This is a genomic window from Pseudomonas sp. NBRC 111123, from assembly GCF_001320205.1.
Classification (GTDB): domain Bacteria; phylum Pseudomonadota; class Gammaproteobacteria; order Pseudomonadales; family Pseudomonadaceae; genus Aquipseudomonas; species Aquipseudomonas putida_J.
Window position 1 is genome coordinate 65,813 of record NZ_BCAZ01000007.1, and the last position, 25,367, is coordinate 91,179.

Sequence of the window (25,367 nt, forward strand, 5' to 3'; positions counted from 1 at the left end):
GTTGTGACAGCGTAATGACCAGTTTGCATGCCGATGAGGCGTTCCTCGAACATTACCAGTTGAGCCACGATCCGTTCGCGCCGCGTGTGCCCGGCTTCAAGTTCTTCCCTGCCCAGCGCAAGCCGGTGCTGGGCCAGTTACATCACCTGGCCCGCTACAGCCAGCTGATGCTGGTGGTCACCGGCCCCGTGGGCAGCGGCAAGACCCTGCTGCGCCAGGCCTTGGTGGCCAGTACCAACAAGCAGTCGGTGCTGAGCGTGGTGGTATCTGCCCGCGGCGCCAGCGACGCCGCCAGCGTGCTTGGCCAGGTGGCGCAAACCCTGGAAGTGGCCCAGCCTGAAGTGCAGGCGATCCTGAACAAGGTGGTGCAACTGGCACTGACCGGGCAGGAAGTCTATTTGCTGGTGGACGATGCGGAACAACTCGACGAGTCGGCACTCCAAGCGTTGCTGGAACTGGCGGCAGGGCTACCGGAAGGTCGCCCGCACGTGTTCCTGTTCGGCGAGCCTTCGCTGATTGCCGGGTTGGACGAGATCCAGGTCGAGGAAGAGCGCTTCCACGTCATTGAGCTTGCCCCCTACAGCGAGGAAGAAACCCGCGAGTACCTGGAACAACGCCTGGAGGGCGCTGGCCGGGGCATCGAGGTGTTCACCCGTGAACAGCTGGTCGATATTCATGAAAACTCCGACGGATGGCCTGGCAACATCAACCAGGTCGCCCGCGATACTTTGATCGAAGCCATGATCGCCAGCCGTACTACGGTCAAGCGACCATCCATGGGGTTCAAAATGCCTAAGAAACACGTACTCGCGCTGTCCGCTGTCGTCGTGGTCGCCGTAGGTGCTGCGGTTCTGATGCCCAAGAAAGGCGACAAGGCCCCTGCCGAGGCGCCCGTGGCTCAGGCCCAGTTGCCGTTGGGCGAAGGCCAGCCGGGGGGCGCTCAATCGAACAACGGCAACCCGGCCATCGAATTCTCCGGCCAGTCGCAGCCGATGCCTTTGCCGCTGGTGGGTCAGTCCCAGCCGGTCATGCGCGAGCCTCTGGCGCAAGCTGCCGGCATGGGTGACGGCGAAGAGGGTGGCCCGGCCGGCAACACTGCCTTGCAGCCTGGCAACCCGCCTACCGTAACCACCGTCGCGCCACCGCAGGGCGTACCTGCCGGCCCGACGCCGAGCATGGCCCAGGCTACCGCACCGGTTCAGCCAGTTCAGCCGGCCCAGCCAGTTGCGCCAGCGCCGAAGCCTGTCGCTACCCAGCCTGCCAAACCGGTTGCGCCTGCCAAGCCGGCGCCAGCCGCACCGACGCAGATTGCTACCGCCAAGCCCGCCGCCAAACCGTTGGAAAAACCGGTAGCCGGCGGCACCGGCAGCAGTGGCTGGTACTCGGGCCAGAAGCCAGGCAACTATGTGGTGCAGATCCTCGGTACCAGCTCCGAGGCGTCGGCCCAGGCTTTCGTCAAGGCACAGGGTGGCGACTATCGCTACTTCAAGAAAAACCTGCAGGGCAAGCCGCTGTACGTAGTCACCTACGGCAACTTTGCCAACCGCGACGCAGCGGTTGCGGCAATCAAGAACTTGCCAGCGAAGGTCCAGGCTGGTAAACCTTGGCCACGTACCGTCGCCAGCGTCCAACAAGAGCTGGCCTCGGCCCGCTGATACCTGCCGGGCGGCATCACCCCGCCGCCCAGTTGCTGAGCGATTAATGACATTCGACTAGCCTGCTGCGCCCGAGCGCGGCAGGCTTTTCTGTCCCAGACTGCCGGCCACAAGCCTCAGTTGCAGTCATGGCTGAAACGCTTCAGACTCGAGCCAAGCCGCTATCACGGCTAGTGGCGCAAAAACATTCAAAAATGCGACATAAATTTTCAATGGTGAGACATGAAAATTTGTGGGTAGGACTGTCGCTGTGCAACAATGGTTTTCCATGGCCACCGCAAAAAAGCTGGCGTTTGATCGGCGTGGATGGTAAGTGGTTGTACATAAAAGAGATTTGCCTCCGGTTGAGAGGTGAACCTGGTGAGAAAGTGTCTATGAAAACAGGTCTGTACCATCCCGAAGAATTCAAGGACAACTGTGGTTTTGGCCTGATCGCCCATATGACGGGCGAACCGAGCCACCACCTTCTGCAAACTGCCATGCAGGCACTGACCTGCATGACCCACCGCGGCGGTATCAACGCCGACGGCAAGACCGGTGACGGTTGCGGTCTGCTCATGCAGAAGCCCGATCAATTCCTGCGTGCCGTGGCCCAGGAACACTTTGCTGTCGAACTGCCCAAGCAGTACGCCGTCGGCATGGTGTTCTTCAACCAGGACCCGGTCAAAGCCGAAGCCGCTCGCGCCAACATGGACCGCGAAATCGTTGCAGCCGGCCTGAAGCTGGTCGGCTGGCGCAAGGTCCCGATCGACACCAGCGTGCTCGGTCGTCTGGCCCTGGAGCGCCTGCCGCAGATCGAGCAGGTGTTCATCGGCGGTGAAGGCCTGAGCGATCAGGAATTTGCCATCAAGCTGTTCAGTGCCCGTCGCCGTTCGTCCGTGGCCAACGCCCACGACGCCGACCACTACATCTGCAGCTTCTCGCACAAGACCATCATCTACAAAGGCCTGATGATGCCGCGCGATCTCGCGGCGTTTTATCCAGACCTGGGTGACGAGCGCCTGCAGACCGCGATCTGCGTGTTCCACCAGCGCTTCTCTACCAACACCCTGCCGAAATGGCCGCTGGCGCAGCCGTTCCGCTTCCTCGCCCACAACGGCGAGATCAACACCATCACCGGCAACCGCAACTGGGCCATGGCCCGTCGCACCAAGTTCGCCAACGACCAGATCCCCGACCTCGAAGAACTCGGCCCGCTGGTCAACCGCGTCGGTTCCGACTCCTCGAGCATGGACAACATGCTCGAGCTGATGGTGACCGGCGGCATCGACCTGTTCCGCGGCGTGCGCATGCTGGTGCCGCCAGCCTGGCAAAACGTCGAGACCATGGACGCCGACCTGCGCGCCTTCTACGAGTACAACTCCATGCACATGGAGCCGTGGGATGGCCCGGCCGGTATCGTCATGACCGAAGGCCGCCACGCGGTGTGCCTGCTCGACCGTAACGGCCTGCGCCCGGCGCGCTGGGTGACGACCACCAACGGCTACATCACCATCGCCTCTGAAATCGGCGTGTGGGGCTACCAGCCTGAGGAAGTTCTGGCCAAGGGCCGTGTCGGCCCGGGTCAGATCCTCGCCGTGGACACCGAAACCGGCCAGATTCTCGACACTGACGCCATCGACAACCGTCTGAAGTCGCGCCACCCGTACAAGCGCTGGCTGCGTCAGCACGCCCTGCGCATCCAGGCGACCCTGACCGATGACCAGGGCGCGGCCAGCTACGATGCTGACCAGCTCAAGCAGTACATGAAGATGTTCCAGGTCACCTTCGAAGAGCGTGACCAGGTCCTGCGCCCACTCGGCGAGCAGGGCCAGGAAGCGGTCGGCTCGATGGGTGACGACACGCCAATGGCCGTGCTTTCGCAGCGCGTGCGTTCGCCGTACGATTTCTTCCGCCAGCAGTTCGCTCAGGTGACCAACCCGCCGATCGACCCGCTGCGCGAAGCGATCGTCATGTCGTTGGAAATCTGCCTGGGCGCCGAGCGCAACATCTTCCAGGAATCCCCGGAGCACGCTTCGCGGGTTATCCTCAGCTCGCCGGTCATCTCGCCCGCCAAGTGGCGTTCGCTGATGAATCTGGAGCGCGAAGGCTTCGACCGCCAGCTGATCGACCTCAACTATGACGAGAGCGTCGGCCTGCAGGCGGCCATCCGCAACATTGCCGACCAGGCTGAAGAAGCCGTGCGTAGCGGCAAGACCCAGCTGGTGCTGAGCGACCGTTACATTGCCCCGGGCAAGCTGCCGGTGCACGCTTCGCTGGCCGTGGGTGCCGTGCACCACCGCCTGACCGAGCAGGGCCTGCGTTGCGACAGCAACATCCTGGTCGAAACCGCTACTGCCCGTGACCCGCACCACTTCGCCGTGCTGCTGGGCTTCGGTGCCTCGGCCGTGTACCCGTACCTGGCCTATGAAGTACTGGCCGACCTGATCCGTACCGGCGAAGTGCTGGGGGATCTGGACGAAGTCTTCAAGTACTACCGCAAAGGCATCTCCAAGGGCCTGCTGAAGATCCTGTCGAAGATGGGTATCTCCACCATCGCCTCGTACCGCGGCGCCCAGTTGTTCGAAGCCGTGGGCCTGGCCGAGGAAGTGGTCGGCCTGAGCTTCAAGGGCGTGTCCAGCCGCATCAAAGGTGCGCGCTTCGTCGACCTCGAAGGTGACCAGAAGCTGCTGGCAGCCGAAGCCTGGAGTGCGCGCAAGCCGATCCAGCAAGGTGGCCTGCTGAAGTTCGTCCACGGTGGCGAATACCACGCCTACAACCCGGACGTGGTCAACACCCTGCAGGCCGCCGTGCAGCAGGGCGACTACGCCAAGTTCAAGGAATACACCACGCTGGTCGACCAACGCCCGGTGTCGATGATCCGTGACCTGCTGAAAGTAAAGGTGGCCGACGAGGCCCTGCCGCTGGACCAGGTCGAGCCGCTGGAGGCCATCCTCAAGCGCTTCGACTCCGCCGGGATCTCGCTGGGCGCGCTGTCGCCAGAGGCTCACGAAGCCCTGGCTGAGGCGATGAACCGCCTGGGCGCACGCTCCAACTCCGGTGAGGGCGGTGAAGACCCGGCGCGTTACGGCACCATCAAAAGCTCGAAGATCAAGCAGGTGGCTACTGGCCGCTTTGGCGTGACCCCGGAATACCTGGTCAACGCCGAAGTGCTGCAGATCAAGGTTGCCCAGGGCGCCAAGCCCGGCGAGGGCGGCCAGCTGCCAGGCGGCAAGGTCAACGGCCTGATCGCCAAGCTGCGCTACGCGGTACCAGGCGTGACCCTGATCTCGCCGCCACCGCACCACGACATCTACTCGATCGAAGACCTGGCTCAGCTGATCTATGACCTCAAGCAGGTCAACCCGCAGGCCTTGGTTTCGGTCAAGCTGGTGGCTGAAGCTGGCGTTGGCACCATCGCCGCCGGCGTGGCCAAGGCCTATGCCGATTTGATCACCATCTCCGGTTACGACGGTGGTACCGGTGCTTCGCCGCTGACCTCGATCAAGTACGCCGGCGCCCCGTGGGAACTGGGCCTGGCCGAAACCCACCAGACCCTGCGCGGCAACGACCTGCGCGGCAAGGTACGTGTACAGACCGACGGCGGCCTGAAAACCGGCCTGGACGTGATCAAGGCGGCCATCCTCGGCGCCGAGAGCTTCGGTTTCGGCACCGCGCCGATGATCGCCCTGGGCTGCAAGTACCTGCGCATCTGCCACCTGAACAACTGCGCCACCGGCGTGGCCACCCAGAACGAGAAGCTGCGCAAGGATCACTACATCGGCACCGTCGACATGGTGATCAACTTCTTCACCTTCGTCGCCGAAGAAACCCGTGAGTGGCTGGCCAAGCTGGGCGTGCGCAGCCTCGGCGAGCTGATCGGCCGTACCGACCTGCTCGACGTGCTGCCAGGCGATACCGAACGCCAGCAGTACCTGGACCTGACCCCGCTGCTGGGCAGCTCGCACATCCCGGCCGACAAGCCGCAGTTCTGCGAAGTCGACAAGAACCCGCCGTTCGACAAGGGCGAGCTGGCCGAGAAGATGGTCGAGATGGCCCTGCCGGCGATCCGCGATCAGGCCGGTGGCGAATTCAGCCTCGACATCTGCAACTGCGACCGCTCCATCGGTGCCCGCATCTCGGGTGAAATCGCCAAGCTGTACGGCAACCAGGGCATGGCCGACAAGCCGGTCACCTTCCGCTTCAAGGGTACTGCTGGCCAGAGCTTCGGCGTGTGGAACGCCGGTGGCCTGAACCTGCACCTGGAAGGCGACGCCAACGACTACGTCGGCAAAGGCATGACCGGTGGCAAGGTCACCATCGTGCCGCCAGCTGGCAGCCCGTTCGCAACCCAGCACAGCGCAATCGTCGGCAACACCTGCCTGTATGGCGCCACGGGCGGCAAGCTGTTCGCCGCCGGCACCGCAGGCGAGCGCTTCGCTGTGCGTAACTCCGGCGCCCACGCTGTTGTCGAGGGCACTGGCGATCACTGCTGTGAATACATGACCGGCGGCTTTGTCTGCGTTCTGGGCAAGACCGGTTACAACTTCGGTTCTGGCATGACTGGCGGCTTCGCCTACGTGCTCGACATGGACAACAGCTTCGTCGACAAGCTCAACCACGAGCTGGTGGAAATCCAGCGTATCAGTGGTGAGGCGATGGAAGCCTACCGCAGCCACCTGGCGCGGGTCCTTGGCGAATACGTGGAAGAGACCGGCAGCGAGTGGGGGCGTGAGCTCTTCGAGAACCTGGACGACTACGTGCGGCGCTTCTGGCTGGTCAAGCCGAAGGCGGCCAACCTCAAGCAACTGTTGTCCAGCACCCGTGCCAACCCGCAGTAAGAACAGCTGCAAGTGACGGCCCCGTGCGCGGGGCCCGTCGTGCTCAAGTGATCGTCTTGCAGCTTGCAGCCTGAGGCTGGCAACTGCGGTAAAGAGGTTTTGAAAAATGGCTGAACGTCTGAACAACGACTTCCAGTTCATCGAAGTGGGCCGCAAGGACCCGAAGAAAAAGCTCCTGCGCCAGCGCAAGAAGGAGTTCGTGGAAATCTACGAACCGTTCAAGCCGCAGCAGTCCGTAGAGCAGGCACACCGCTGCCTGGGCTGCGGTAACCCGTATTGCGAATGGAAGTGCCCGGTACACAACTTCATCCCCAACTGGTTGAAGCTGGTGTCCGAAGGCAACATCCTGGCTGCGGCCGAACTGTCGCACCAGACCAACACCCTGCCGGAAGTGTGCGGCCGTGTATGCCCGCAGGACCGTCTGTGCGAGGGTGCCTGCACCCTGAACGACGGTTTCGGTGCGGTGACCATCGGCTCGGTCGAGAAGTACATCACCGACACCGCCTTCGCCATGGGCTGGCGCCCGGACATGTCCAAGGTCAAGCCAACCGGCAAGCGCGTCGCGATCATCGGCGCCGGCCCTGCCGGCCTGGGCTGCGCCGACGTGCTGGTGCGTGGCGGCGTGACCCCGGTGGTGTTCGACAAGAACCCGGAAATCGGCGGCCTGCTGACCTTCGGTATCCCCGAGTTCAAGCTGGAAAAGACTGTGCTGAGCAATCGCCGCGAAGTCTTCACTGGCATGGGTATCGAGTTCCGCCTGAACACCGAGGTGGGCAAGGACATCACCATGGAGCAGCTGCTCGCCGAATACGACGCCGTGTTCATGGGCATGGGCACCTACACCTACATGAAGGGCGGTTTCCCGGGTGAGGACCTGCCAGGCGTGCACGACGCGCTGGACTTCCTGATCGCCAACGTCAACCGCAACCTCGGCTTCGAGAAATCGCCGGAAGACTTCGTCGACATGCAGGGCAAGAAGGTCGTGGTGCTGGGCGGTGGCGACACTGCGATGGACTGCAACCGCACCTCGATCCGCCAGGGCGCCAAGTCGGTGACCTGTGCCTATCGCCGTGACGAAGCCAACATGCCGGGTTCGCGCAAAGAGGTGAAGAACGCCAAGGAAGAGGGCGTCAAGTTCCTCTACAACCGCCAGCCTATCGCCATCGTCGGTGAGGACAAGGTCGAAGGTGTGAAGGTGGTCGAGACCCGTCTCGGCGAGCCGGATGCCCGTGGCCGCCGCAGTCCCGAGCCGATCCCGGGCTCCGAAGAAATCCTGCCGGCCGACGCCGTGGTGATTGCTTTCGGCTTCCGCCCGAGCCCGGCACCGTGGTTCGAGCAACATGGCATCCAGCTGGACAGCCAGGGCCGCGTGGTGGCGCCGGAGAAAGCCAAGTTCAAGCACCAGACCAGCAACCCGAAAGTGTTCGCCGGTGGCGACATGGTGCGGGGGTCGGACCTGGTGGTGACTGCGATCTTCGAAGGCCGTAACGCTGCCGAAGGTATCCTGGACTACCTCGAAGTCTGATCCATCGCATTCGCGGGCAAGCCCGCTCCCACAGAGGTTTTGCACATAACCCTGTGGGAGCGGGCTTGCCCGCGATGATTTTGTATACAAAAACGCTTGATCTGTAGCACCCAATAGACAAAACGCATGGTCTTGACCGTGCCTTTTGCGCTGGCGTCTGAGAAAATGCCCGCACTATTTTTCCGGATGCCGACATGACTGCCCTGAAGAACGATCGTTTCCTGCGTGCACTGCTCAAGCAACCCGTAGACGTTACCCCAGTCTGGATGATGCGCCAGGCCGGCCGCTACTTGCCGGAGTACCGCGCTAGCCGCGCCAAGGCCGGTGATTTCATGAGCCTGTGCATGAACCCGCAGTTCGCCTGCGAGGTTACCCTGCAGCCGCTGGACCGCTACCCGCTGGACGCGGCGATCCTGTTCTCGGACATTCTCACCATCCCTGATGCCATGGGCCTGGGCCTGTACTTCGAAACCGGCGAAGGCCCGCGTTTCAAGAAGGCCATCAGTACCCCGGCCGATATCGAAGCGCTGCCGATCCCTGATCCGCAAAAAGACCTCGGCTACGTCATGGACGCGGTCAGCACCATCCGCCGCGAGCTCAATGGCCGCGTGCCGCTGATCGGTTTCTCTGGCAGCCCGTGGACCTTGGCCACTTACATGGTCGAAGGCGGTTCGTCGAAGGACTTCCGCAAGACCAAGGCCATGGCCTACGACAACCCGCAAGCCCTGCACCTGCTGCTGGATAAGCTGGCTCAGTCCGTCACCAGCTACCTCAATGGCCAGATCCTCGCTGGCGCCCAGGCCGTGCAGATCTTCGATACCTGGGGCGGCAACCTGTCGGCGGCGGCCTATCAGGAATTCTCCCTGGCCTACATGCGCAAGATTGTCAGCGGCCTGATCCGCGAGCATGAAGGGCGCAAGGTGCCGGTGATCCTGTTCACCAAGAATGGCGGCCTGTGGCTGGAAAGCATCGCCGAGGCCGGTGCCGACGCACTGGGCCTGGACTGGACCTGCGAGATCGGCGACGCCCGCCGCCGCGTGGGTGACAAAGTGGCACTGCAAGGCAACATGGACCCGACTGTGCTGTACGCCAAGCCGGAGGCTATTCGCCAGGAAGTGGCGCGCATTCTGGCCAGCTATGGCAAGGGTACCGGCCACGTGTTCAACCTCGGCCATGGCATTACCCCGGAGGTCGACCCGGAGCACGCTGGCGTGTTCATCAACGCCGTGCACGAACTGTCGGCGCAGTATCACGCCTGACCCCGCATAGCTCCGCTGGTCGCTAAGGGCCAGCGGGCTCCTACGATTCACTCAGCCGTAAAGGGCGATTCTTACATACCTGCCCTGACGCATCGCCCAACCTCTCTATCACTGCCGAGTGCTTTGTCTGGAGGTTTACGATGCCCTTATCCCTTACCAATCCCCGCATACGATATGCCTGGCCGCAGGTGGTGTTGCACTGGCTTTCGGCGGCCATCATCTTGTGGGTCATGTGCAGCGGGGCGTACCTGGCATTGTTTGAGGTGAGCCCGTCGCGTAAGGCGGCGATGGCCGACTTCAATATTTCAATCAGCCTCTTGTTGATTCCCGTATTCATCGTGCGTTGTGTGGTGCGCATGGCCATTCCCGGTCCGTCTGCACACGCGGGCAGGCGTTATGAGCAGTTGCTTGCCCAGGTGGTGCACCTTGCTTTATATGGGGCCATCGCTTTGGTGCTGGTGACTGGTGTGCTGATCATAGATGAGGATCTGAGTGCCTTTGGCGTGCTGCACGTCCCGGCCTTGTTCAGCGAACATGCGTGGCGTGCGGCATGGGTGCAGGTGCATTTCTTCTCGCTGGGGCTGTTGTTCGCGCTGATCGTTTTGCATATTGGTGCGGTCATCAAGCATCAACTGGCCGGTCGCTCGGTGTTGTGGCGGATGTGGTTTAGTGGGCACTGATTAAGCTTTACTTCAGCCAAGGCGGTTATCGTGGGCCAATCAGACACCGACACAGGATTGCTCGACATGACCGCCCGCTACCTTGCTTTGATCCTCGCCCCGCTGCTCAGCAGCGCTGCCTTCGCTGCTGGCTATACCGGCCCCGGTGCTCAGCCGGTTACCACCGTTGCCGCAGCCAACGACGCTGCCGATGACACTCCGGTTGTGCTGCAAGGTTTTGTGACCAAGAAGATCAACAACGACGACAAGTACGAGTTCAAGGACAACTCCGGCACCATTACGGTCGAGATCGATGACGAAGACCTGCCACCAACGCCGTTCAACGACAAGACCAAGGTCAAGCTGACCGGTGAAGTGGAGAAGCACTTGATGAGCCGTGAGGTGGATGTCGATATTGTCGAGATTATCAACTGATCCATGAAGATACCTGCTTATTCGTAGGAATCTTCCTATATTTTGTAGCCTTTCGCATTATTAGAGTGACGTACTCTGGTCGGGAGCCCCCGACGCAAGCTCAGCAGTTTGGAGTGCGTCATGAGTACACGAAAGCATCTACGAAGGGTTGTTGCCAGCAGCGCGTGGCTGGCAATTGCCGGGTTGGGCATGCATGCCCAAATGGCCAGTGCGCATGGCTATGCCAGTGAGCCGCCGTCTCGGGCATATGCCTGCCGTTTAGGGCTTAACACCGGGTGTGGTCAGCCCATGTACGAGCCACAATCCGTGGGCGAAGCTGAAAAAGGCTTTCCAGCACGCGGCCCTGCTGATGGCGAGCTAGCGAGTGGTGGTGTACGCCCAGACTTTGCGCCGGTTGACGAACAATCGGCTGGCCGTTGGCACTTGACCCCTATAACAAACCGGCAAGTCGCGTTCGACTGGTACTACGAAGTTGGGCACGTTACGACCAAGTGGGAATATTTCATCACCAAAAATGGTTGGAACCCCAATGCGGCGTTGAGCCGTGAATCATTCGAGTTGGTGCCTTTCTGCGAAGTTGATGGCCATGGTAAGCCTGCGCGTGGTGAGGGGCAGCCCATGAAAGGGCCTGCACTCGAAAAGCATCAATGCACGTTGCCTGCTGATCGTTCAGGGCATCATGTCATTTTGGGTGTCTGGACCGTAGGTGATACCGCAGCAGCTTTCTATAACGTCATGGATGTCGATATTCAGGCCGAAGGTGGCCCGGCGCCTGAGTGGCCGCAGGTCGGCACTATCAATCCGCATCGGGACCTGCAGGTAGGTGACAAGGTCAAGGCCCGTGCCTTTATCGCCGGTTCGGAAAGCCCGCAATACAGTGTCACCGTGGCTATCGAGAATGCCGAGGAAGGCTTGGCGCCGAACTGGTCCTACAAGCTTGCCAAGCGCATCAATGAAACCCAGTCCTTGGTCCAGGCGGGCCTCCTGGATGGCGACGGTAACATCAAGCCGGTTCAGGGCAGCAACAGCATCTTCGCCAAGCCTGAGACGGGCATCAGCAGTTATCAACTGGACTTCGAGGGCGTGCCGGTCGATGACAGTTACCTGCACCTGCATGACCTGAAGCCTGAGTACACACTGACAGACGGTAAGGCGAACCTGGACTTCACAGTGATGACCAACCGCAATTTGCAGGTTAGCGCGCGGCTGTTCGACAGTGCCAACCAGCAAGTCGGCTTCACTCGCCAGGACGTGGACGCCACCACCCGTCCAATGATGCTGCAGGCGGACACCGTGGCAGGTGAGCACCTGCTCAAGGTGGTCGGCGTGAATAAGGCCGGGCGCATCCTGCTGCAGGAGGAGCGCACGGTTCAGCTGAAGGCTGCGGGTGGCGAAGGCCACGACTTCGTCTTCCCTCAATCGATTGCAAGCTACAAGGCCGGTACACGTGTCCTGCAACCGAAGACGGGGGAAGTGTTCGAGTGCAAGCCGTTCCCGTTCGAGGGCTGGTGCAAGAGCTATTCGGCAAGTGCCACCCAATATGAGCCTGGTGTAGGCAGCCACTGGCAAGACGCCTGGATCAAGCGCTGAAGGAATGGGCCTTGGCAGCTGGAGTAGCTGCCAGGGCACAACACGGTATTTTCGATGCAAGTACACAAATATTGCTGGCAGCAGATCCTGTTGCACTGGGTCTCTGCCTTGGTGATCGGCTGGGCGCTGCTCAGTGGCTTTTATGTTTCCGGCTTTGATGTCGAACCCGCCACTGCCCATCTGGTCGGTTTCGTGAATGTCGGGCTGACCACGCTGTTCATCCCGATTTTCTTGCTGCGCTGGCTGGTGCGATGGGTCAAGGCCAGGCCGGGTGCGCTGAATGAGAACCCTCGAGCGCGCCGGGCTGCCCATGCTGTACACGAGGGCATGTACTGGCTGACAGCGCTGGTGCTGTTATCTGGCGTACTGATGATGGACCGCGCAATCGACGTGTTTGGATGGTTTGCCATCTCGCCGTTGATCAGCGACCCGTCATGGCTCAGTGCCTGGCTGAAGCTGCATGTTGCAGCCAACGTGGTGCTGACCATGGTTGTGGCGCTGCATGTCGGGGCCGTCATGCTGCACGAGTGTTCTGGGCGGCGGGTGCTTCGCCGGATGTTGCCCTGAGCCCTATGAAGCTGTTTTCGATCTTGTCCTGCGTGGCGGCCCCCCTGCTGGCGATTGTCTTCCTTGTCGTGCGGGAAACAACTCGCCCCATGGCTGAGCGTGTCGGGCAGGAGCAGGTCGCCCCCGCACCGACCGTCCAGCAGCCATTACCCACGGCAACCTTGGCACTGGCGTTTGGTTACAGCGCACCTATCGGCCAGGCTGCCGGCCAGGCCGAACTGGTGCTCAAGGCATGTTTCATCCCGAGCCTGGGCCACCCCCGTGCGCTGGTTGCAAGCCGCGAGGGTGAAAGCCTGTACCAGGTGGGCGACCGTATGCCGGGCGGCAGCGTGTTGCGTCGCATCGACGTGCGGTCCATCACCCTTTGGGACGGTGAGCGCGAGCGAACACTGGCCTTGTCCGGCAGCCGCGCCAACGTCTTCGTTCAATCGGGCAGTACCCCTGTGCGTGGTCCCGCCTCTGCCGATTCACCCCGCCTGCTGCGGGAGGTGCAATGACATTTCAACGCTTTCTACGGGTGGCCTTGTTCAGGACCTGTCTGATTTTGACCTGCCCGCTGGCCCTGGCTGATGCGCCGACCTGGCAACTGGCGATGAGTGATGCCGATGTGCGCGATGTGGTGCGCGAAGTCGGGGCCATTCTTGATCAGACGATTGTGCTCGACCCGCGCGTGCAGGGCCGGATTACCGTCCTGTCCAATGAAGCGCACGATCGTGAAGGTGTGCGCCGGCTGTTCTACTCGGTGCTGAATGCGCAAGGGTTCGCCGCGGTAAACGATGGCGATCGCTTGCTGGTGCTGCCGGCGAGTGAAGCAAAAGCCTGGGCCAACCAGCAGGTTGATGCCATTCCTGCCGCATTCACAACGCGCGTGTTCAGCTTGTCCGGTAGCACTGCCGCTGACTTGGCGGGCTTGCTGAGGCCGTTGGTGTCCAGCAACGGTTACATTGGCCCGTCCAGTTCGGCCAATGCATTGGTCGTTACCGATTCGGCTGCAAACCTGGAGCGCCTGCAAAGCCTGGTGGCGCAACTGGACAGCGGTCAACGTCATGATTATGAGCTGGTGACCTTGCGTACTGCACAGGCCGTGGATGTGTTGCCTGTGGTAGAGGCTTCGGCGGGTGGCCCGGACAGTGGTGTGCGGGTGCTATCCGACTCGCGCAGCAACCGCCTGTTGATACTCGGCCCGGAAAAGTCCCGGCAGCGCCTTGCCCGCCTGGCCCGCGAGCTGGATGTACCTGCGCCCGCCAGTTCGCAGAACTGGCGAGTTGTGCGCCTTCAGCATGGCAATGCCGAGCAACTGGCTGAGGTGCTCAGTGAAGTGGGCAAACGGCTGGATGGCAAGGCAGGTACTGAGACCTTGGGCCAGCCACTTGCAGCAGGGGCCATGGTCAAGGCCGATGTCAGCCAGAATGCGCTGGTGCTTCTGGGCGAGCCCCAGACGTTGGGGGATGTGGTACAGATCATCGAGCAACTCGACCAGCCACGCGCGCAAGTGCTGATTCATGCGGCAATCGTCGAGGTCAGCGGGGATATCAATGAAGCCTTGGGGCTGCAGTGGGGGATAGATTCAGGCAGCCTTAAAGGCGGCGTGACATTCCCCGACAGCGGTGTGGCGTGGGCTGACCTGTTGGGTGCGGATAAGGCACTGCCGAGCGGTGCGGCACTGGCTTTGGGGTCTGACCGTTTCCGCCTGCTGGTCTCCGCGTTGGCCAGCAACACCCGCAGCAATTTGCTGTCCACCCCCAGCCTGCTCACGTTAGACAACCAGGAGGCGCAGATCCTGGTGGGGCAGAACGTGCCCTTCAAGACGGGCTCGTACACCACATCAGGGAGTGGCGCAGACAACCCGTTCACGACCGTGGAACGCAAGGACATCGGTATTAGCCTGAAGGTGCGCCCGCACATCAATGAGGGCAGGAGTTTGCGCCTTGAAGTCGAGCAGGAAAGCTCCGAACTGGCACCTGGCACAGTCGACGGTGACCTGATCACCAGCAAGCGGACGCTCAAGAGCACCATCCTGGCTGCGGATGGCGAGATCATCGTGATCGGCGGCCTCATCAAGGACAGCGTGCGGACAGAGCAGCGCGGTGTACCGTTGCTAAGCCGCATCCCGCTGCTCGGTGGCCTGTTCCGCTGGACCCGGGACACTCAGGAGAAGACCAATCTGATGGTGTTCCTGAGGCCTACCGTCTTGCGTACCCAGCAAGACCTGATCGAGTCGGGTCGCCGCGCCTATGGCGAGGTACAGGCGTCCGACCCGGCACGAGTACCGAAAGACCCGCGCCAAATGTTCGAGGCGCGTCCTGCACCGATGGGCGAGGAAGCTGGCCGGTGAGCGACATGATTCCATTCGGCTTTGCCCGGCGCTTTGGCATTTTGCTTGACCGCCACACGTTGCTGATGCGCAATGGCGCTTCGCTGGAGTCGCTTTCCGAAGCGTTGCGCGTGGTCGGGCAGCATTTTCCGCTGCGGCTGGTGGACGATGACGTGTTTGCCATCCACCTGGCCGGTTGCTATGGCGGCGCCCAGGATGCGGCACAGTCGGTTATCCAGGAGCTGGATGAACACATCGACCTGTCACGCTTGGCTGAGGGCTTGCCGCAGGCCAGTGACCTGCTCGATCAACAGGACGATGCGCCGATCATCCGGCTGCTCAATGCGTTGCTCAGCGAAGCGGTCAGGTCACGCGCTTCCGATATCCACCTGGAAACCTTCGAGCAGCAGTTACGTGTTCGCATGCGCATCGATGGTGTCATGCGCGAAGTGCTCGCGCCGCCCAGGGCGCTCTCGGCACTGCTGGTATCGCGCATCAAGGTCATGGCGCGCCTGGACATCGCCGAAAAACGTGTGCCACAGGATGGCCGCATCAGCTTGCGGCTGGCAGGCCATGAGGTGGATGTGCGTGTGTCCACCTTGCCTGCGGCCCATGGGGAGCGGGTGGTGATGCGCTTGCTGGATAAGCAGGCGGTCCGCCTGGACATACAACACATGCAGATGCAGCCCTCTGTCCAGAAGGCTTTCCTTGCATTGCTGGACAAGCCCCATGGCATTTTCCTGGTGACCGGCCCCACTGGTTCTGGCAAGACCACCACGTTGTATACGGCGTTATCGGTACTGAACCGTGAGTCGCGCAACATCCTTACCGTCGAAGACCCGGTCGAATATCACTTGCCGGGCATCGGCCAGACTCAGGTCAACAGCAAAGTCGAGATGACCTTTGCCCGCGGGCTGCGGGCGATCCTGCGGCAGGACCCGGACGTCGTGATGGTGGGTGAGATCCGTGACAGGGAAACCGCTGAAATTGCCGTGCAGGCATCGCTGACGGGCCATCTGGTGCTGTCGACCCTGCATACCAACAGTGCACTGGGCGCCATCATGCGGTTGGCGGATATGGGGGTGGATACTTGCTTGCTCGCCTCATCGCTTGCCGGTGTCATGGCCCAACGGTTGGTGCGAGTGTTGTGCCCGCACTGCAAGGTCGCGTGCGAGGTGGATGACGCCATGGCCGCTGCATTGGGCAATCCCGATGACTTACCGCGGCAGCTTTACCAGGCTGTTGGTTGTGAGCTGTGCCAGCTGGGTTACAGCGGGCGTGTGGCTTTGCACGAAATGGTCGTGATCACCCCGCAGCTGGCACAGGCTATTCACGCCCGCGCATCCTTGGCACAGATGCGGGCATTGCTGTCCCCGCAGTCGATCAGCTTGTTTCAGCACGGCATTGAGCGTGTCTGCCAAGGACAGACCAGTGTCGAGGAACTGCTGCGCGTCACCGGCCAGGATTGAGCATGGCGGTTTTCCGGTATCGGGCTCAGCGCATCGATGGCACACGTCAGCGCGGCACGCTGGAGGCAGCCAGTGCACGCCACGCCCGACAGCAGTTGCGCGAGCAGGGCTGGTCGGTATTGATGATCGAAGAGTTACAACCGTCGCTGTTTGCCGCGCAGGTTGCACGCAACCGCCTTTCCCTCGTGCAGCGCTGCCTGCTGACCCGGCAGCTGGCAACGCTGTTGCAGGCCGGCATACCGCTGACTGAAGCATTGCAGGCGGTGGCTGCGCAGAGCGGCCAGCGTCTGGTCAGGCAGGTGTTGCTTGGTGTGGCTGAGCGGGTCTGCGAAGGTAATACCTTTGCCGATGCGTTGGCACATTACCCATCGGCATTCCCGTTGGTCTACCGCGCTACGGTCGAGGCGGCGGAGCGTTCAGGGCACCTCGCCGGCGTACTGGAGCGGCTGGCTGAGCATGGCGAGGAACAGCGGGCACTGCGCCAGAAAGTGCAGTTGGCGATGCTTTACCCCTTGATCCTGACGGTCGTGGCACTGCTGGTGGTGGGGTTTCTGCTTGGCTATGTGGTGCCGGACGTGGTGCAGGCATTTGCCCGCGACCAGGCACAGTTGCCACTGGCAACGCAGGTGCTGATCGCACTCAGCGATGCCTTCGGCCGCTTTGGGCTGTTGGCCTTGCTGGTGATGCTGGCAGGCGCTGCAGCGGTCGTCTTGCTGTTACGCAAACCCGCCAGACGAAGGCAATGGCATGCCATGGTCCTGCGCATACCCGGTTACGCCGGTTTTGTGCTGGCCAGTGAAGCCGCACGTTTCATCAGCACCCTGGCAATTCTGGGGCGCAGCGGCGTCGTGCTGGTCGATGCCATGAACATCGCGGCAGGTGTGGTGGGCAACCTGGTTCTTCGCGAACGCTTGCAAGCCGCTGTGCGTGCAGTAGGCGAAGGCGCAACGCTGGCCCATAGCCTGGCACGCAGCGAGACCATGCCCGCCCTGATGCTGCACATGATCGCCAGTGGCGAGCGTGCCGGGGAGCTGGACGGCATGCTGGAACGTGCCGCCAATCTTCAAGCCAGGCAACTGGCAGGTCGTATAACCCTCCTGGTTAGCCTGTGTGAACCCCTGATGCTGTTGGTGATGGGCGGCATCGTGCTGTTCATCGTGCTGGCCATCCTGCTGCCCATTCTCAACCTCAACCAACTGGTCAACTGATATGTCCTACGGCTTTGCACGCCGCGCGCAACGCGGTTTCACGCTGATTGAAATCATGGTGGTGGTGATCATCCTGGGGGTACTCGGTGCCTTGGTGCTGCCCAATGTGATGAGCCGCCCGGACCACGCCAAGCTCACCGCAGCGCGTACCGATATCCAGTCCATTGCCACAGCACTGGAAATCTACCGCCTGGACAATGGGCGCTACCCCACCACGGCTCAAGGCCTGGAGGCGCTCGTCCGGCGCCCAACCCTGGCGCCACTGCCCCGGCAGTGGAGCGCCCAGGGTTACCTCAAGCGTCAGGCGATGGACCCGTGGGGAGCACCTTATCAGTACGCCAACCCAGGTACGCGATCAGGCCAGGGGTACGACTTGTTCTCTTTGGGGGCCGACGGCCAGCCCGGGGGTGAAGACGCGGATGCCGATATCGGTAACTGGGACGAATGAGGCAGCGCCGGTCGCGAGGCTTCACCCTGCTTGAAATCATGCTGGTGCTGCTGCTGGTTGGCGTCGTCCTGGCCATGGCCGGGCTACAGGTGGGGCAGGGCCCCCAACGGTTGGCGCGGCAGGAAGCCGTCCTGTTTCTGCAACTGGTCCAATACGCCAGGCAGCAGGCGGTCCTGGAGGGGCGGGATTTGGCTGTGCACGTCGACCCCCGCGGCTATCAGCTAGTGAAGGGTGAGGGGCACAGCGTGGCAGCGCAGGGGCAGCGCCGGGACACCGGGCTGGACCTGCGCCTTGAGATCGACGGGCTGGCAGTGATGACCGGCAAGCCGGAAGGCACTGCGCAGCTGGTGTTTTCCCGTAGCGACGAGCACACCCCGTTTTCGTTGTCATTCCATGAGGCGGGCGTCAGCCTGGCCCAAGTATCAAGTGATGGCCTCAATGACCCCTGGCTCGAACGTTGAACGCGGGTTTACGTTGCTGGAAGTACTGGTGGCGCTGTCTGTTTTTGCCGTGCTGGCTGCAGCTGTGATGACCGCCAGCCAGCATGTGCTGGAACAGTCGCAGGGCGTGCGTGACCGGCTGTTCGCCAGCTGGATCGCCGATAACCACCTGGCTGAACTGCGTCTGCACGCGCCTGTGGCTGCACAGCGGCGCACGCTCGAGGTCCGGTTCGATGAGCGTGCCTGGTGGTTGGTCGAGGTAAGGCATTCGCTGGCCGATGCGCCCCTCGTCGAAGTGATCGTGACTGTCGGTTTGGCGTCGGATCAGCAGACGCTTCATCACACGGTGGGCTGGCTGGAGGTTGCTGATGCCGCGCCCTAAGCCAGCCTGTAGCCAACGCGGTTTTACCCTGCTGGAGTTGTTGCTGGCCGTCGCCATCTTTGCCTTGTTGGCGGCAGGCACCAGCCAGTTGCTGGCGGCATTCACCCGGGCCGATGCCGCGCGCCAGGCCCACGCCGACGAGTTGCGTGCGCTGGGGCGGGCAATGAGTGTGATGCAGCGGGATGCACTGCAAGGGTATTGGCCCGCGAGCGGCAAGCATGGTGCGGGCCACGGCATTGCCTTGACGCCATACCGGGTCAGCTGGTTGCTGGGTGCCGAGCGTGACCGGCAGCCCCTGCCACGCAGCGATCTGAGGGTTGTCGAGTACTGGCTGGAGGACGGTGTGCTGTGGCGGCAGCGGCGTACTCTGGAGCATGGGCAGGTACGGCCGCAGCGCGTGCTCGATGGTATTGTGGCGTTGCGCTGGCGAATGTATGGCGCAGAGGGTGGCTGGGTTTCCAGCTGGACGGCTGCGCAGCCGCCACAGGCGCTCGAGATCACATTTTCGACGCAGCGCTTCCAGGGCATACGTCGCGTGCTGCCAATGGCGGGGGCAAGTCTGTGAAGAACGCTCGGCAGAGGGGCGTGGCGCTAATCACCGTGCTGTTGGTCATGGCGCTGCTGACGGTGCTAGTTGCCAACATGTTGCGTAGCCATCAAGGCATGCTCGGTAGCGTCAGGCAGCAAATCGATGCCTCGCGTTTGCTGCAGTTGGCGCATGCCGGGGAACGCCAGGCTTTGATGCAACTGAAACAGCAGGCTGCAACCCTGCTGCAAGTGACCCATGGCGGTCAGCCTTGGGCGCAAGCCCGGTTGCTGGGCCTTGAGCAGGGGCAGGTCCGCCTGCGTCTGGAAGACCTTTCCGGGCGTTTCAACATCGCTGCGCTGACCGCACGGAAACCTCTCGACCCTGTCCTGCTAAAGCGTTGGCAGCAGTTGTGCCGAGCGCTGCAGATCGAGGCGCCAGTGCTGGATTCCCTGGCAGGCCAACGCATGCTCGACCCTAGCCAGTTGCGCGCCCTGCCAGGGGTTGATGATGAAGTGATGACACGCCTGCGGCCATGGGTCGTGGCGTTGCCTGCGAATGCGGGGCTCAACGTCAACACCGCTTTGGCGCAGGTGCTCGAAGGCCTTGAAGGCGTGGAAGCATCCACGGCCCGGAGTTTGATAGTCGAACGGCCTGAAGAGGGCTTTGCCAGCGTTCAGCAGTTTCTTGCGCAACCGCGTCTGGTCGGTCTTGGCATCGACAGCCATGGTCTTTCAGTGACCAGCCGCTGGTACCGCTTGGAGGTACGTGCAGCGCTGGCAGGCCATCTTGGTTACCTTTACAGCGACCTTGAGATCGACCTGAACACGCATCAGGTGCGTGTGTTGCGTCGTGTTTTTTCTGCACAGCCGGAGCAAACGCCAGATGAGTGATGTTTACCTGTTTCTACTGGCGGAGGGTCTGGCCGCAGCCGACGGGACATGGCCGGTCCTTGTGCGTACAGCGCAGGCGCAGCTTTATCGGTCGACGTTGGCCAACCTGCCGCCAGCATTGGCCGATGCTGGTGTGGTGCTTGTCTTGCCGATGGAGCTTGCGAGCTACTGCAGGGTCGGGCCAGTGCCGGGCAAGCGCCCCAGCCGGGAGGTATTGAGCTATGCGGCCGAAGAGCATTTGGCAGCACCTTTGGAGGCCTCTCACCTGGCGTTTGGGCCAGAGGATGATGAGGGACGGCGAAAGGTACTGGTGATAGCGCTGGAACGCTTGCGTCCGTTGATGTCGCTGTTGCATGAGCAGGGTATCGACCCGGTCGCGGTGCACGTCGATGCTGACCTGCTGAGTGCCGCACAGGCGTGTGCCCTGTGGTTCGAGGGGCGCTGGTTGCTGGGAGGCACCGAAGGTGCGCGTCTGGCTGTCAGTGCCCAGGCTGCTCAGGTACTGAAGCAGAACCATGCGTCGATATCCTGGATAGGCGAGGCAGGGGCAATTGGTGCGGACTGCTGCGATCAGGAGGTCGACAGTGCTGTGGAGCTGCTGGTGCAGGGTAAAACGGGTGCAGTGGACCTGTGCCAGGGGGGCTTGTATCGACGGCGCAAGACGCCGGCATGGCAAGCGATGGCAGGTAGTGTGGTGTTGGCATTGCTGATGGTTTGCCTGGTCGATTACTGGCGAACCGAATGGTTGTTGCGTCAGGCATCCCTGCAGCGCACTGACAATCTTCGGGTGCTGCAACACGGGGCGCCTGAACAGCTGGCCGGAAGCGATTTAGCCACGCAAATCCGGTTGTTGGAACACATGCCCAGGCAATCGACTGCTGTGGAGCAGCTCGCGCAGTTCTCCGAGCAGTTGGTCAGCAGCGGCAATCTGGTGATTGAGCGAGCGGAAACGACAGCCGGGCAGGGCTGGCGTGTCGAAGTCATCGCTCAAGGTTTTGACGATCTCGAACGACTGGGTGGGCGTGTTGCCGGCATGCGCATGGAACAGGGGCGACAGACTGACCAGGGTGTGCGGGCAACCCTCGCCTGGCAGGAGGCAGAATGAAACATCTCAACGAGCATGCATGGGTTCGCCAGTGGAAAGAGATACCAGCAGGCCGGCGTGCGCTGTTGAATGCAGCGGTGTGGGGCTTGCTGTCGATCGTGATCTGCCAGCTTCTCTGGTTGCCAGGGCAGGCCCGCATGCAGCAAGCGGAACAAGCGCTGGCGCGTGAGCATGAGCTGGCTGCCATATTGCAGCGAATTGTACAGGGGCCGCGCCGGTCGACAGACGCCGTCGAGTTGCTGACACCGGCTGTGCTGAATGAGCGTGCCAAGGCGGCAGGGGTCCACATCGTTAGCCTGGAAGCGAAGGCTGCGCAGGTGGATGTCGGCCTGGAGGGGCCCGTCGCCGCAGTACTGGCCTGGCTGCACGTACTGGAGCAAGACGGTGGCGAAGCGCTGAACATCCAGTTGCAAGCCGAAGGCGAGCTGCTTCAGGCGCGCTTGGTCATGGCGCTGCCGGAAGCATGAGCACGGGCGCCTATGCCTTGGGAGGCAGCTTGCTCAAGTGCAACGCCACCAGCAACGCCACCGCCAGCAAGCTGCCAATAAACAGCCCGATCCCGTTCCAGCCCCACTGGTGCCAGAACACCCCACCCGCAGTACCCGCCACGCTCGATCCGGCGTAATAGCTGAACAGGTACAGTGACGACGCCTGCCCCTTGGCCTTAAGCGCCCGGCGACCGATCCAACTGCTGGCCACCGAGTGCGCGCCGAAGAAGCCGAAGGTAAACACCAGCATACCCACGATCACCATCGGCAGCGGGCTGGCCAGGGTCATCAGTAAGCCACCTGCCATCACCACGATACTGGCCCAGAACACCTTGCGCCGTCCCAGCTTGTCCGCCAGCGCGCCGACTTGCGCCGAGCTGTAGATACCTGACAGGTAGACCACCGACAGCAAACCGACCAGCGCCTGGTTCATGTGATAAGGCTCGGCCAGCAAGCGGTAGCCGATGTAGTTGAACAGTGTCACGAAGGCGCCCATCAGCAGGAAGGCTTCGAGGAACAACCACGGTAGGCCGGCATCCTTGAAGTGCATGACAAAGCCATCCAGCAGGCTGCGCGGGCTCATCATCTGCGGGCGGAAGTTGCGCGATTCAGGTAGCACCTTCCAGAACACCAGTGCGGCGACCAGGGCCAGGCCACCGATGGTCAGCATCGCCGTGTGCCAGCTGACGAAGTCGATCAGCACGCCGGTAATCAGCCGTCCGCTCATGCCGCCAATGGCGTTGCCGCCGATATACAGGCCCATGGCCAGGCCGATGTGCTGCGGGTGGATCTCTTCGCTCAGGTAGGTCATGGCCACCGCCGCCAGGCCGCTCAGCGACAGGCCCACCAGGGCGCGAGTGGCCAGTACCAGCTCCCAGCTTGGCATTACCGCGCTGGCCAGGGTGGAGAGGGCGGCGCAAACCAGGGCAAAGACCATCACCGGCTTGCGTCCGATGCGGTCAGAAATGGGGCCGGTGATCAACAGGCCGAACGCCAGCATGGCGGTGGAAACCGACAACACCAGGCTGCTCTGTGCCGCATTGATGGCAAATTCTTTCGACAGCAGCGGCATCATCGGCTGCACGCAGTACAGCAGGGCGAAGGTGGCGAAGCCGCCGCTGAACAGGGCCAGCACGGTCTTCATGAAGGCGGGGGTGCCTTTCTCGATCCACATTTCGTTCAGGGGGGCAGGTTCTGGGTCAGCAGGAAGGGGGGCTACAGCAGTTTTCACGGGCGGTACCTCTGGCGCAATGAAAAAAGCATATAGCTGGCTAATGATTAGATCCAATATATTGTTCGACCTATTTAAGACGTTAAGCGACCTAATTGGAGCCGATCATGGAACTGCGCCATTTGCGTTACTTCATCGCCGTTGCCGAAGAGTTGCACTTCGGCCGCGCGGCCCAGCAACTTGGCATCTCCCAGCCGCCCTTGAGCCAGCAGATCCAGGCATTGGAGCAGGAGCTGGGTGCTCGCCTGTTCGAGCGGACCAATCGTCGGGTCGAGCTGAGCGAGGCTGGCCGATTGTTCCTCGAAGAGGCGCGCCAGGTGCTGGCACAGGTAGAGAAGGCGGCCGATGTGGCGCGGCGCGCGCAGTTGGGTGAGCTGGGCGAGATGAAGATCGGCTTCACGTCGTCGGCGCCGTTCACCTCGAAGATTCCCAAGGCCATCCATGCCTTTCGCCAGCGCTTCCCGGCAGTGCACCTGAACCTCAAGGAAATGAGCAGCCGGGATGTCGCCGAAGCGGTGTTTGACGAGTCCATCGAGGTCGGGCTGATGCGGCCGATGCCGCTGCCGGAGGGTCTGGTGGCCACCGAGCTGTTCCGTGAGCCGCTGGTGGCGGTGATCAATGCCTCGCATCCGTTGGCCGAAGGCACGGAGCATGGCGTGTACATGGCCGCCCTGGCCCATGAACCGTTCGTGTTCTTCCCGCGCAGCTATGGCAGCGGGTTGCATGCGCAGCTGCTGAGCCTGGCACGCCAGGCCGGCTTCAGCCCGCACTTTGCTCAGGAGGCAGGGGAGGCGATGACCATCATCGGCCTGGTGTCGGCGGGGTTGGGGGTCTCGGTGCTGCCCGCGTCGTTCCAGCGCATGCGCATCGAAGGCGTGGTGTACCGCACGCTGTTGGATGAAGGGGCGATGTCGGCGGTATGGCTGGTGCAGCGCGAGCGGGGTGGCTCGGCGATGGCCCGGGCGTTCGCCGAGTTGCTGACGGGGTTGATGGCTGGCCAGGGGTGATGTTTGCACCTTGTGCCGGCTAATGGGCAAATGGCACTGGCCATAGCCGCGTCGCCGCCACATACTCGGGCATTCGTTGATACACGGAGGTCAATCATGCGGCGCGTGGTGTTCAATCAGAAAGGTGGCGTGGGCAAGTCGAGCATCGCTTGCAACCTGGCGGCAGTGAGCGCCAGCGAAGGTTATCGGACCTTGCTGATCGACCTGGACGCCCAGGCCAACTCGACCCAGTATCTGACCGGCCTGACCGGCGACGATATCCCCATGGGTATCGCCGATTTCTTCAAGCAAAGCCTGTCCAGCGGGCCGTTCAGCAAGAAGAACAAGGTCGATATCTACGAAACCCCGTTCGACAACCTGCACGTGGTCACGGCCACGGCGGAACTGGCCGACCTGCAGCCGAAGCTGGAGGCCAAGCACAAGATCAACAAGCTGCGTAAGTTGCTCGACGAGCTGGACGAAGACTACGAGCGGATCTACATCGACACACCGCCGGCTCTCAATTTCTATGCGGTTTCCGCGTTGATCGCGGCTGATCGTGTGCTGATCCCCTTCGACTGTGACAGCTTCTCGCGCCAGGCGCTCTACGGCCTGCTGGCCGAAATCGAAGAGCTCAAGGACGACCACAACGAAGGCCTGATGGTCGAAGGCATTGTGGTCAACCAGTTCCAGTCCCGCGCCAGCCTGCCCCAGCAGATGCTCGACGAGCTGTTGGCCGAGGGGCTGCCGGTGCTGCCGGTGTACCTGGGCAGCTCAGTGAAGATGCGTGAATCGCACCACGCCAGCCTGCCGTTGATCCACCTGGAACCACGGCACAAGCTGACCCAGCAGTTTGTGGAGCTGCATTCGCTGCTCGAAGAGAGCGCTTAGACCCCTTGGCTACGCAGCCACTCCAGCAAAGACTGGAGTGGAAACGCCCCGGCCTGGCGGCTGATTTCGCGGCCGTTCTTGAACAGAATCAGGCTGGGGATCGAGCGGATGCCCAGTTGCCCGGCGAGGTTGCGGTTGGCTTCGCTGTCGAGCTTGGCCAGGCGGCAGCGGCCGCTGAGCTGGCGGGCGGCCTGTTCGAAGGTCGGGGCGAATGATTTGCACGGGCCGCACCAATCAGCCCAGACGTCGATAAGCAGCGGCAGGTCGCCCTTGATCTGGCTGGCGTAATTGGCTTCGCCGAGTTCGAAGGGCTGGCTCAGCAGTACGTCCTGTTTGCAGCGGCCGCATTTCGGGGCGTCACCCAGGCGCTCTGCGGGCAGGCGGTTGAGACCGTTGCAGTGAGGGCAGGGGATTACCAGTGGGTCGGACATTTTTGATTCCTTGAGTTTTTTGGGGCTGCTGCGCAGCCCTTTCGC

The 25,367-nt window shown here is 62.1% G+C and carries 23 protein-coding genes; 21 read left to right on the plus strand and 2 right to left on the minus strand.

The window, feature by feature from the left end; genetic code table 11:
• Positions 1–14 precede the first annotated feature (14 nt).
• The 19 genes from APH27_RS06170 (at position 15) to APH27_RS06260 (ending at position 21,762) form a co-directional block, all read left to right on the plus strand.
• Positions 15–1,655, plus strand: coding sequence for an AAA family ATPase (locus APH27_RS06170; protein ID WP_060484275.1), 1,641 nt, complete (start codon positions 15–17; stop codon positions 1,653–1,655).
• 374 nt (positions 1,656–2,029) lie between these two features.
• Positions 2,030–6,475 (plus strand): glutamate synthase large subunit, encoded by a 4,446-nt coding sequence (gltB, locus tag APH27_RS06175; RefSeq protein ID WP_060484276.1) that lies wholly within the window; start codon positions 2,030–2,032, stop codon positions 6,473–6,475.
• A gap of 106 nt (positions 6,476–6,581) precedes the next feature.
• Positions 6,582–8,000 (plus strand): FAD-dependent oxidoreductase, encoded by a 1,419-nt coding sequence (locus APH27_RS06180; protein ID WP_060484277.1) that lies wholly within the window; start codon positions 6,582–6,584, stop codon positions 7,998–8,000.
• 194 nt (positions 8,001–8,194) lie between these two features.
• Positions 8,195–9,259: a uroporphyrinogen decarboxylase gene (gene hemE / locus APH27_RS06185; RefSeq protein WP_060484278.1), complete on the plus strand. Its 1,065-nt coding sequence runs from the start codon at positions 8,195–8,197 to the stop codon at positions 9,257–9,259.
• Between the two features lie 140 nt (positions 9,260–9,399).
• The gene (locus tag APH27_RS06190; RefSeq protein WP_060484279.1) at positions 9,400–9,939 is read left to right on the plus strand and encodes a cytochrome b; all 540 of its coding nucleotides are present in this window, start codon (positions 9,400–9,402) and stop codon (positions 9,937–9,939) included.
• A gap of 66 nt (positions 9,940–10,005) precedes the next feature.
• The gene (locus APH27_RS06195) at positions 10,006–10,353 is read left to right on the plus strand and encodes a NirD/YgiW/YdeI family stress tolerance protein (protein ID WP_027921005.1); all 348 of its coding nucleotides are present in this window, start codon (positions 10,006–10,008) and stop codon (positions 10,351–10,353) included.
• Between the two features lie 120 nt (positions 10,354–10,473).
• Complete coding sequence (gene gbpA / locus APH27_RS06200) at positions 10,474–11,943, plus strand: N-acetylglucosamine-binding protein GbpA (protein ID WP_256250555.1); 1,470 nt, start codon at positions 10,474–10,476, stop codon at positions 11,941–11,943.
• 54 nt (positions 11,944–11,997) lie between these two features.
• Entirely contained in the window at positions 11,998–12,510 is a 513-nt protein-coding gene (locus APH27_RS06205; RefSeq protein WP_060484280.1) for a cytochrome b, read from the plus strand.
• 89 nt (positions 12,511–12,599) lie between these two features.
• The gene (locus tag APH27_RS06210) at positions 12,600–13,007 is read left to right on the plus strand and encodes a hypothetical protein (protein WP_060484310.1); all 408 of its coding nucleotides are present in this window, start codon (positions 12,600–12,602) and stop codon (positions 13,005–13,007) included.
• A complete protein-coding gene (gene gspD, locus APH27_RS06215) occupies positions 13,004–14,845 on the plus strand; it encodes a type II secretion system secretin GspD (RefSeq protein ID WP_060484281.1) in 1,842 nt (613 codons plus the stop codon). The genes APH27_RS06210 and gspD overlap by 4 nt, the downstream gene beginning before the upstream one ends.
• On the plus strand, positions 14,842–16,293 hold the full coding sequence (gspE, locus tag APH27_RS06220; protein ID WP_060484282.1) for a type II secretion system ATPase GspE: 1,452 nt from the start codon (positions 14,842–14,844) through the stop codon (positions 16,291–16,293). Before gspD ends, gspE begins: the two co-directional genes overlap by 4 nt.
• Positions 16,294–16,295: 2 nt before the next feature.
• Complete coding sequence (gspF, locus tag APH27_RS06225; RefSeq protein WP_060484283.1) at positions 16,296–17,501, plus strand: type II secretion system inner membrane protein GspF; 1,206 nt, start codon at positions 16,296–16,298, stop codon at positions 17,499–17,501.
• 1 nt (position 17,502) lies between these two features.
• Positions 17,503–17,949, plus strand: coding sequence for a type II secretion system major pseudopilin GspG (gspG, locus tag APH27_RS06230; RefSeq protein WP_060484284.1), 447 nt, complete (start codon positions 17,503–17,505; stop codon positions 17,947–17,949).
• A complete protein-coding gene (gene gspH, locus APH27_RS06235) occupies positions 17,946–18,410 on the plus strand; it encodes a type II secretion system minor pseudopilin GspH (RefSeq protein ID WP_060484285.1) in 465 nt (154 codons plus the stop codon). The genes gspG and gspH overlap by 4 nt, the downstream gene beginning before the upstream one ends.
• Positions 18,388–18,771 carry a type II secretion system minor pseudopilin GspI gene (gene gspI, locus APH27_RS06240; protein WP_060484286.1) on the plus strand — a complete coding sequence of 128 codons (384 nt, stop codon included), beginning with the start codon at positions 18,388–18,390 and terminating at the stop codon, positions 18,769–18,771. Before gspH ends, gspI begins: the two co-directional genes overlap by 23 nt.
• Positions 18,758–19,336, plus strand: a complete 579-nt coding sequence (gspJ, locus tag APH27_RS06245; RefSeq protein WP_060484287.1) for a type II secretion system minor pseudopilin GspJ — start codon at positions 18,758–18,760, stop codon at positions 19,334–19,336. The genes gspI and gspJ overlap by 14 nt, the downstream gene beginning before the upstream one ends.
• A 20-nt stretch (positions 19,337–19,356) precedes the next feature.
• Positions 19,357–20,190: a general secretion pathway protein GspK gene (locus tag APH27_RS06250; protein WP_060484288.1), complete on the plus strand. Its 834-nt coding sequence runs from the start codon at positions 19,357–19,359 to the stop codon at positions 20,188–20,190.
• On the plus strand, positions 20,183–21,295 hold the full coding sequence (gspL, locus tag APH27_RS06255) for a type II secretion system protein GspL (protein ID WP_060484289.1): 1,113 nt from the start codon (positions 20,183–20,185) through the stop codon (positions 21,293–21,295). Before APH27_RS06250 ends, gspL begins: the two co-directional genes overlap by 8 nt.
• Positions 21,292–21,762: a type II secretion system protein M gene (locus tag APH27_RS06260; RefSeq protein ID WP_060484290.1), complete on the plus strand. Its 471-nt coding sequence runs from the start codon at positions 21,292–21,294 to the stop codon at positions 21,760–21,762. The genes gspL and APH27_RS06260 overlap by 4 nt, the downstream gene beginning before the upstream one ends.
• Positions 21,763–21,772: 10 nt before the next feature.
• On the opposite strand, the gene APH27_RS06265 is transcribed toward APH27_RS06260, so the two are convergent.
• Entirely contained in the window at positions 21,773–22,957 is a 1,185-nt protein-coding gene (locus tag APH27_RS06265; protein WP_256250556.1) for an MFS transporter, read from the minus strand.
• 164 nt (positions 22,958–23,121) lie between these two features.
• On the opposite strand from APH27_RS06265, the gene APH27_RS06270 reads away from it, so the two are divergent.
• Both APH27_RS06270 and APH27_RS06275 read left to right on the plus strand, forming a co-directional pair.
• The gene (locus tag APH27_RS06270; RefSeq protein ID WP_060484292.1) at positions 23,122–24,021 is read left to right on the plus strand and encodes a LysR family transcriptional regulator; all 900 of its coding nucleotides are present in this window, start codon (positions 23,122–23,124) and stop codon (positions 24,019–24,021) included.
• Between the two features lie 96 nt (positions 24,022–24,117).
• Positions 24,118–24,891, plus strand: a complete 774-nt coding sequence (locus APH27_RS06275) for a ParA family protein (protein ID WP_027921010.1) — start codon at positions 24,118–24,120, stop codon at positions 24,889–24,891.
• On the opposite strand, the gene trxC is transcribed toward APH27_RS06275, so the two are convergent.
• A complete protein-coding gene (gene trxC / locus APH27_RS06280) occupies positions 24,888–25,322 on the minus strand; it encodes a thioredoxin TrxC (protein WP_060484293.1) in 435 nt (144 codons plus the stop codon). The two genes, APH27_RS06275 and trxC, sit on opposite strands and share 4 nt — an antisense overlap.
• Between the last annotated feature and the right edge of the window lie 45 nt (positions 25,323–25,367).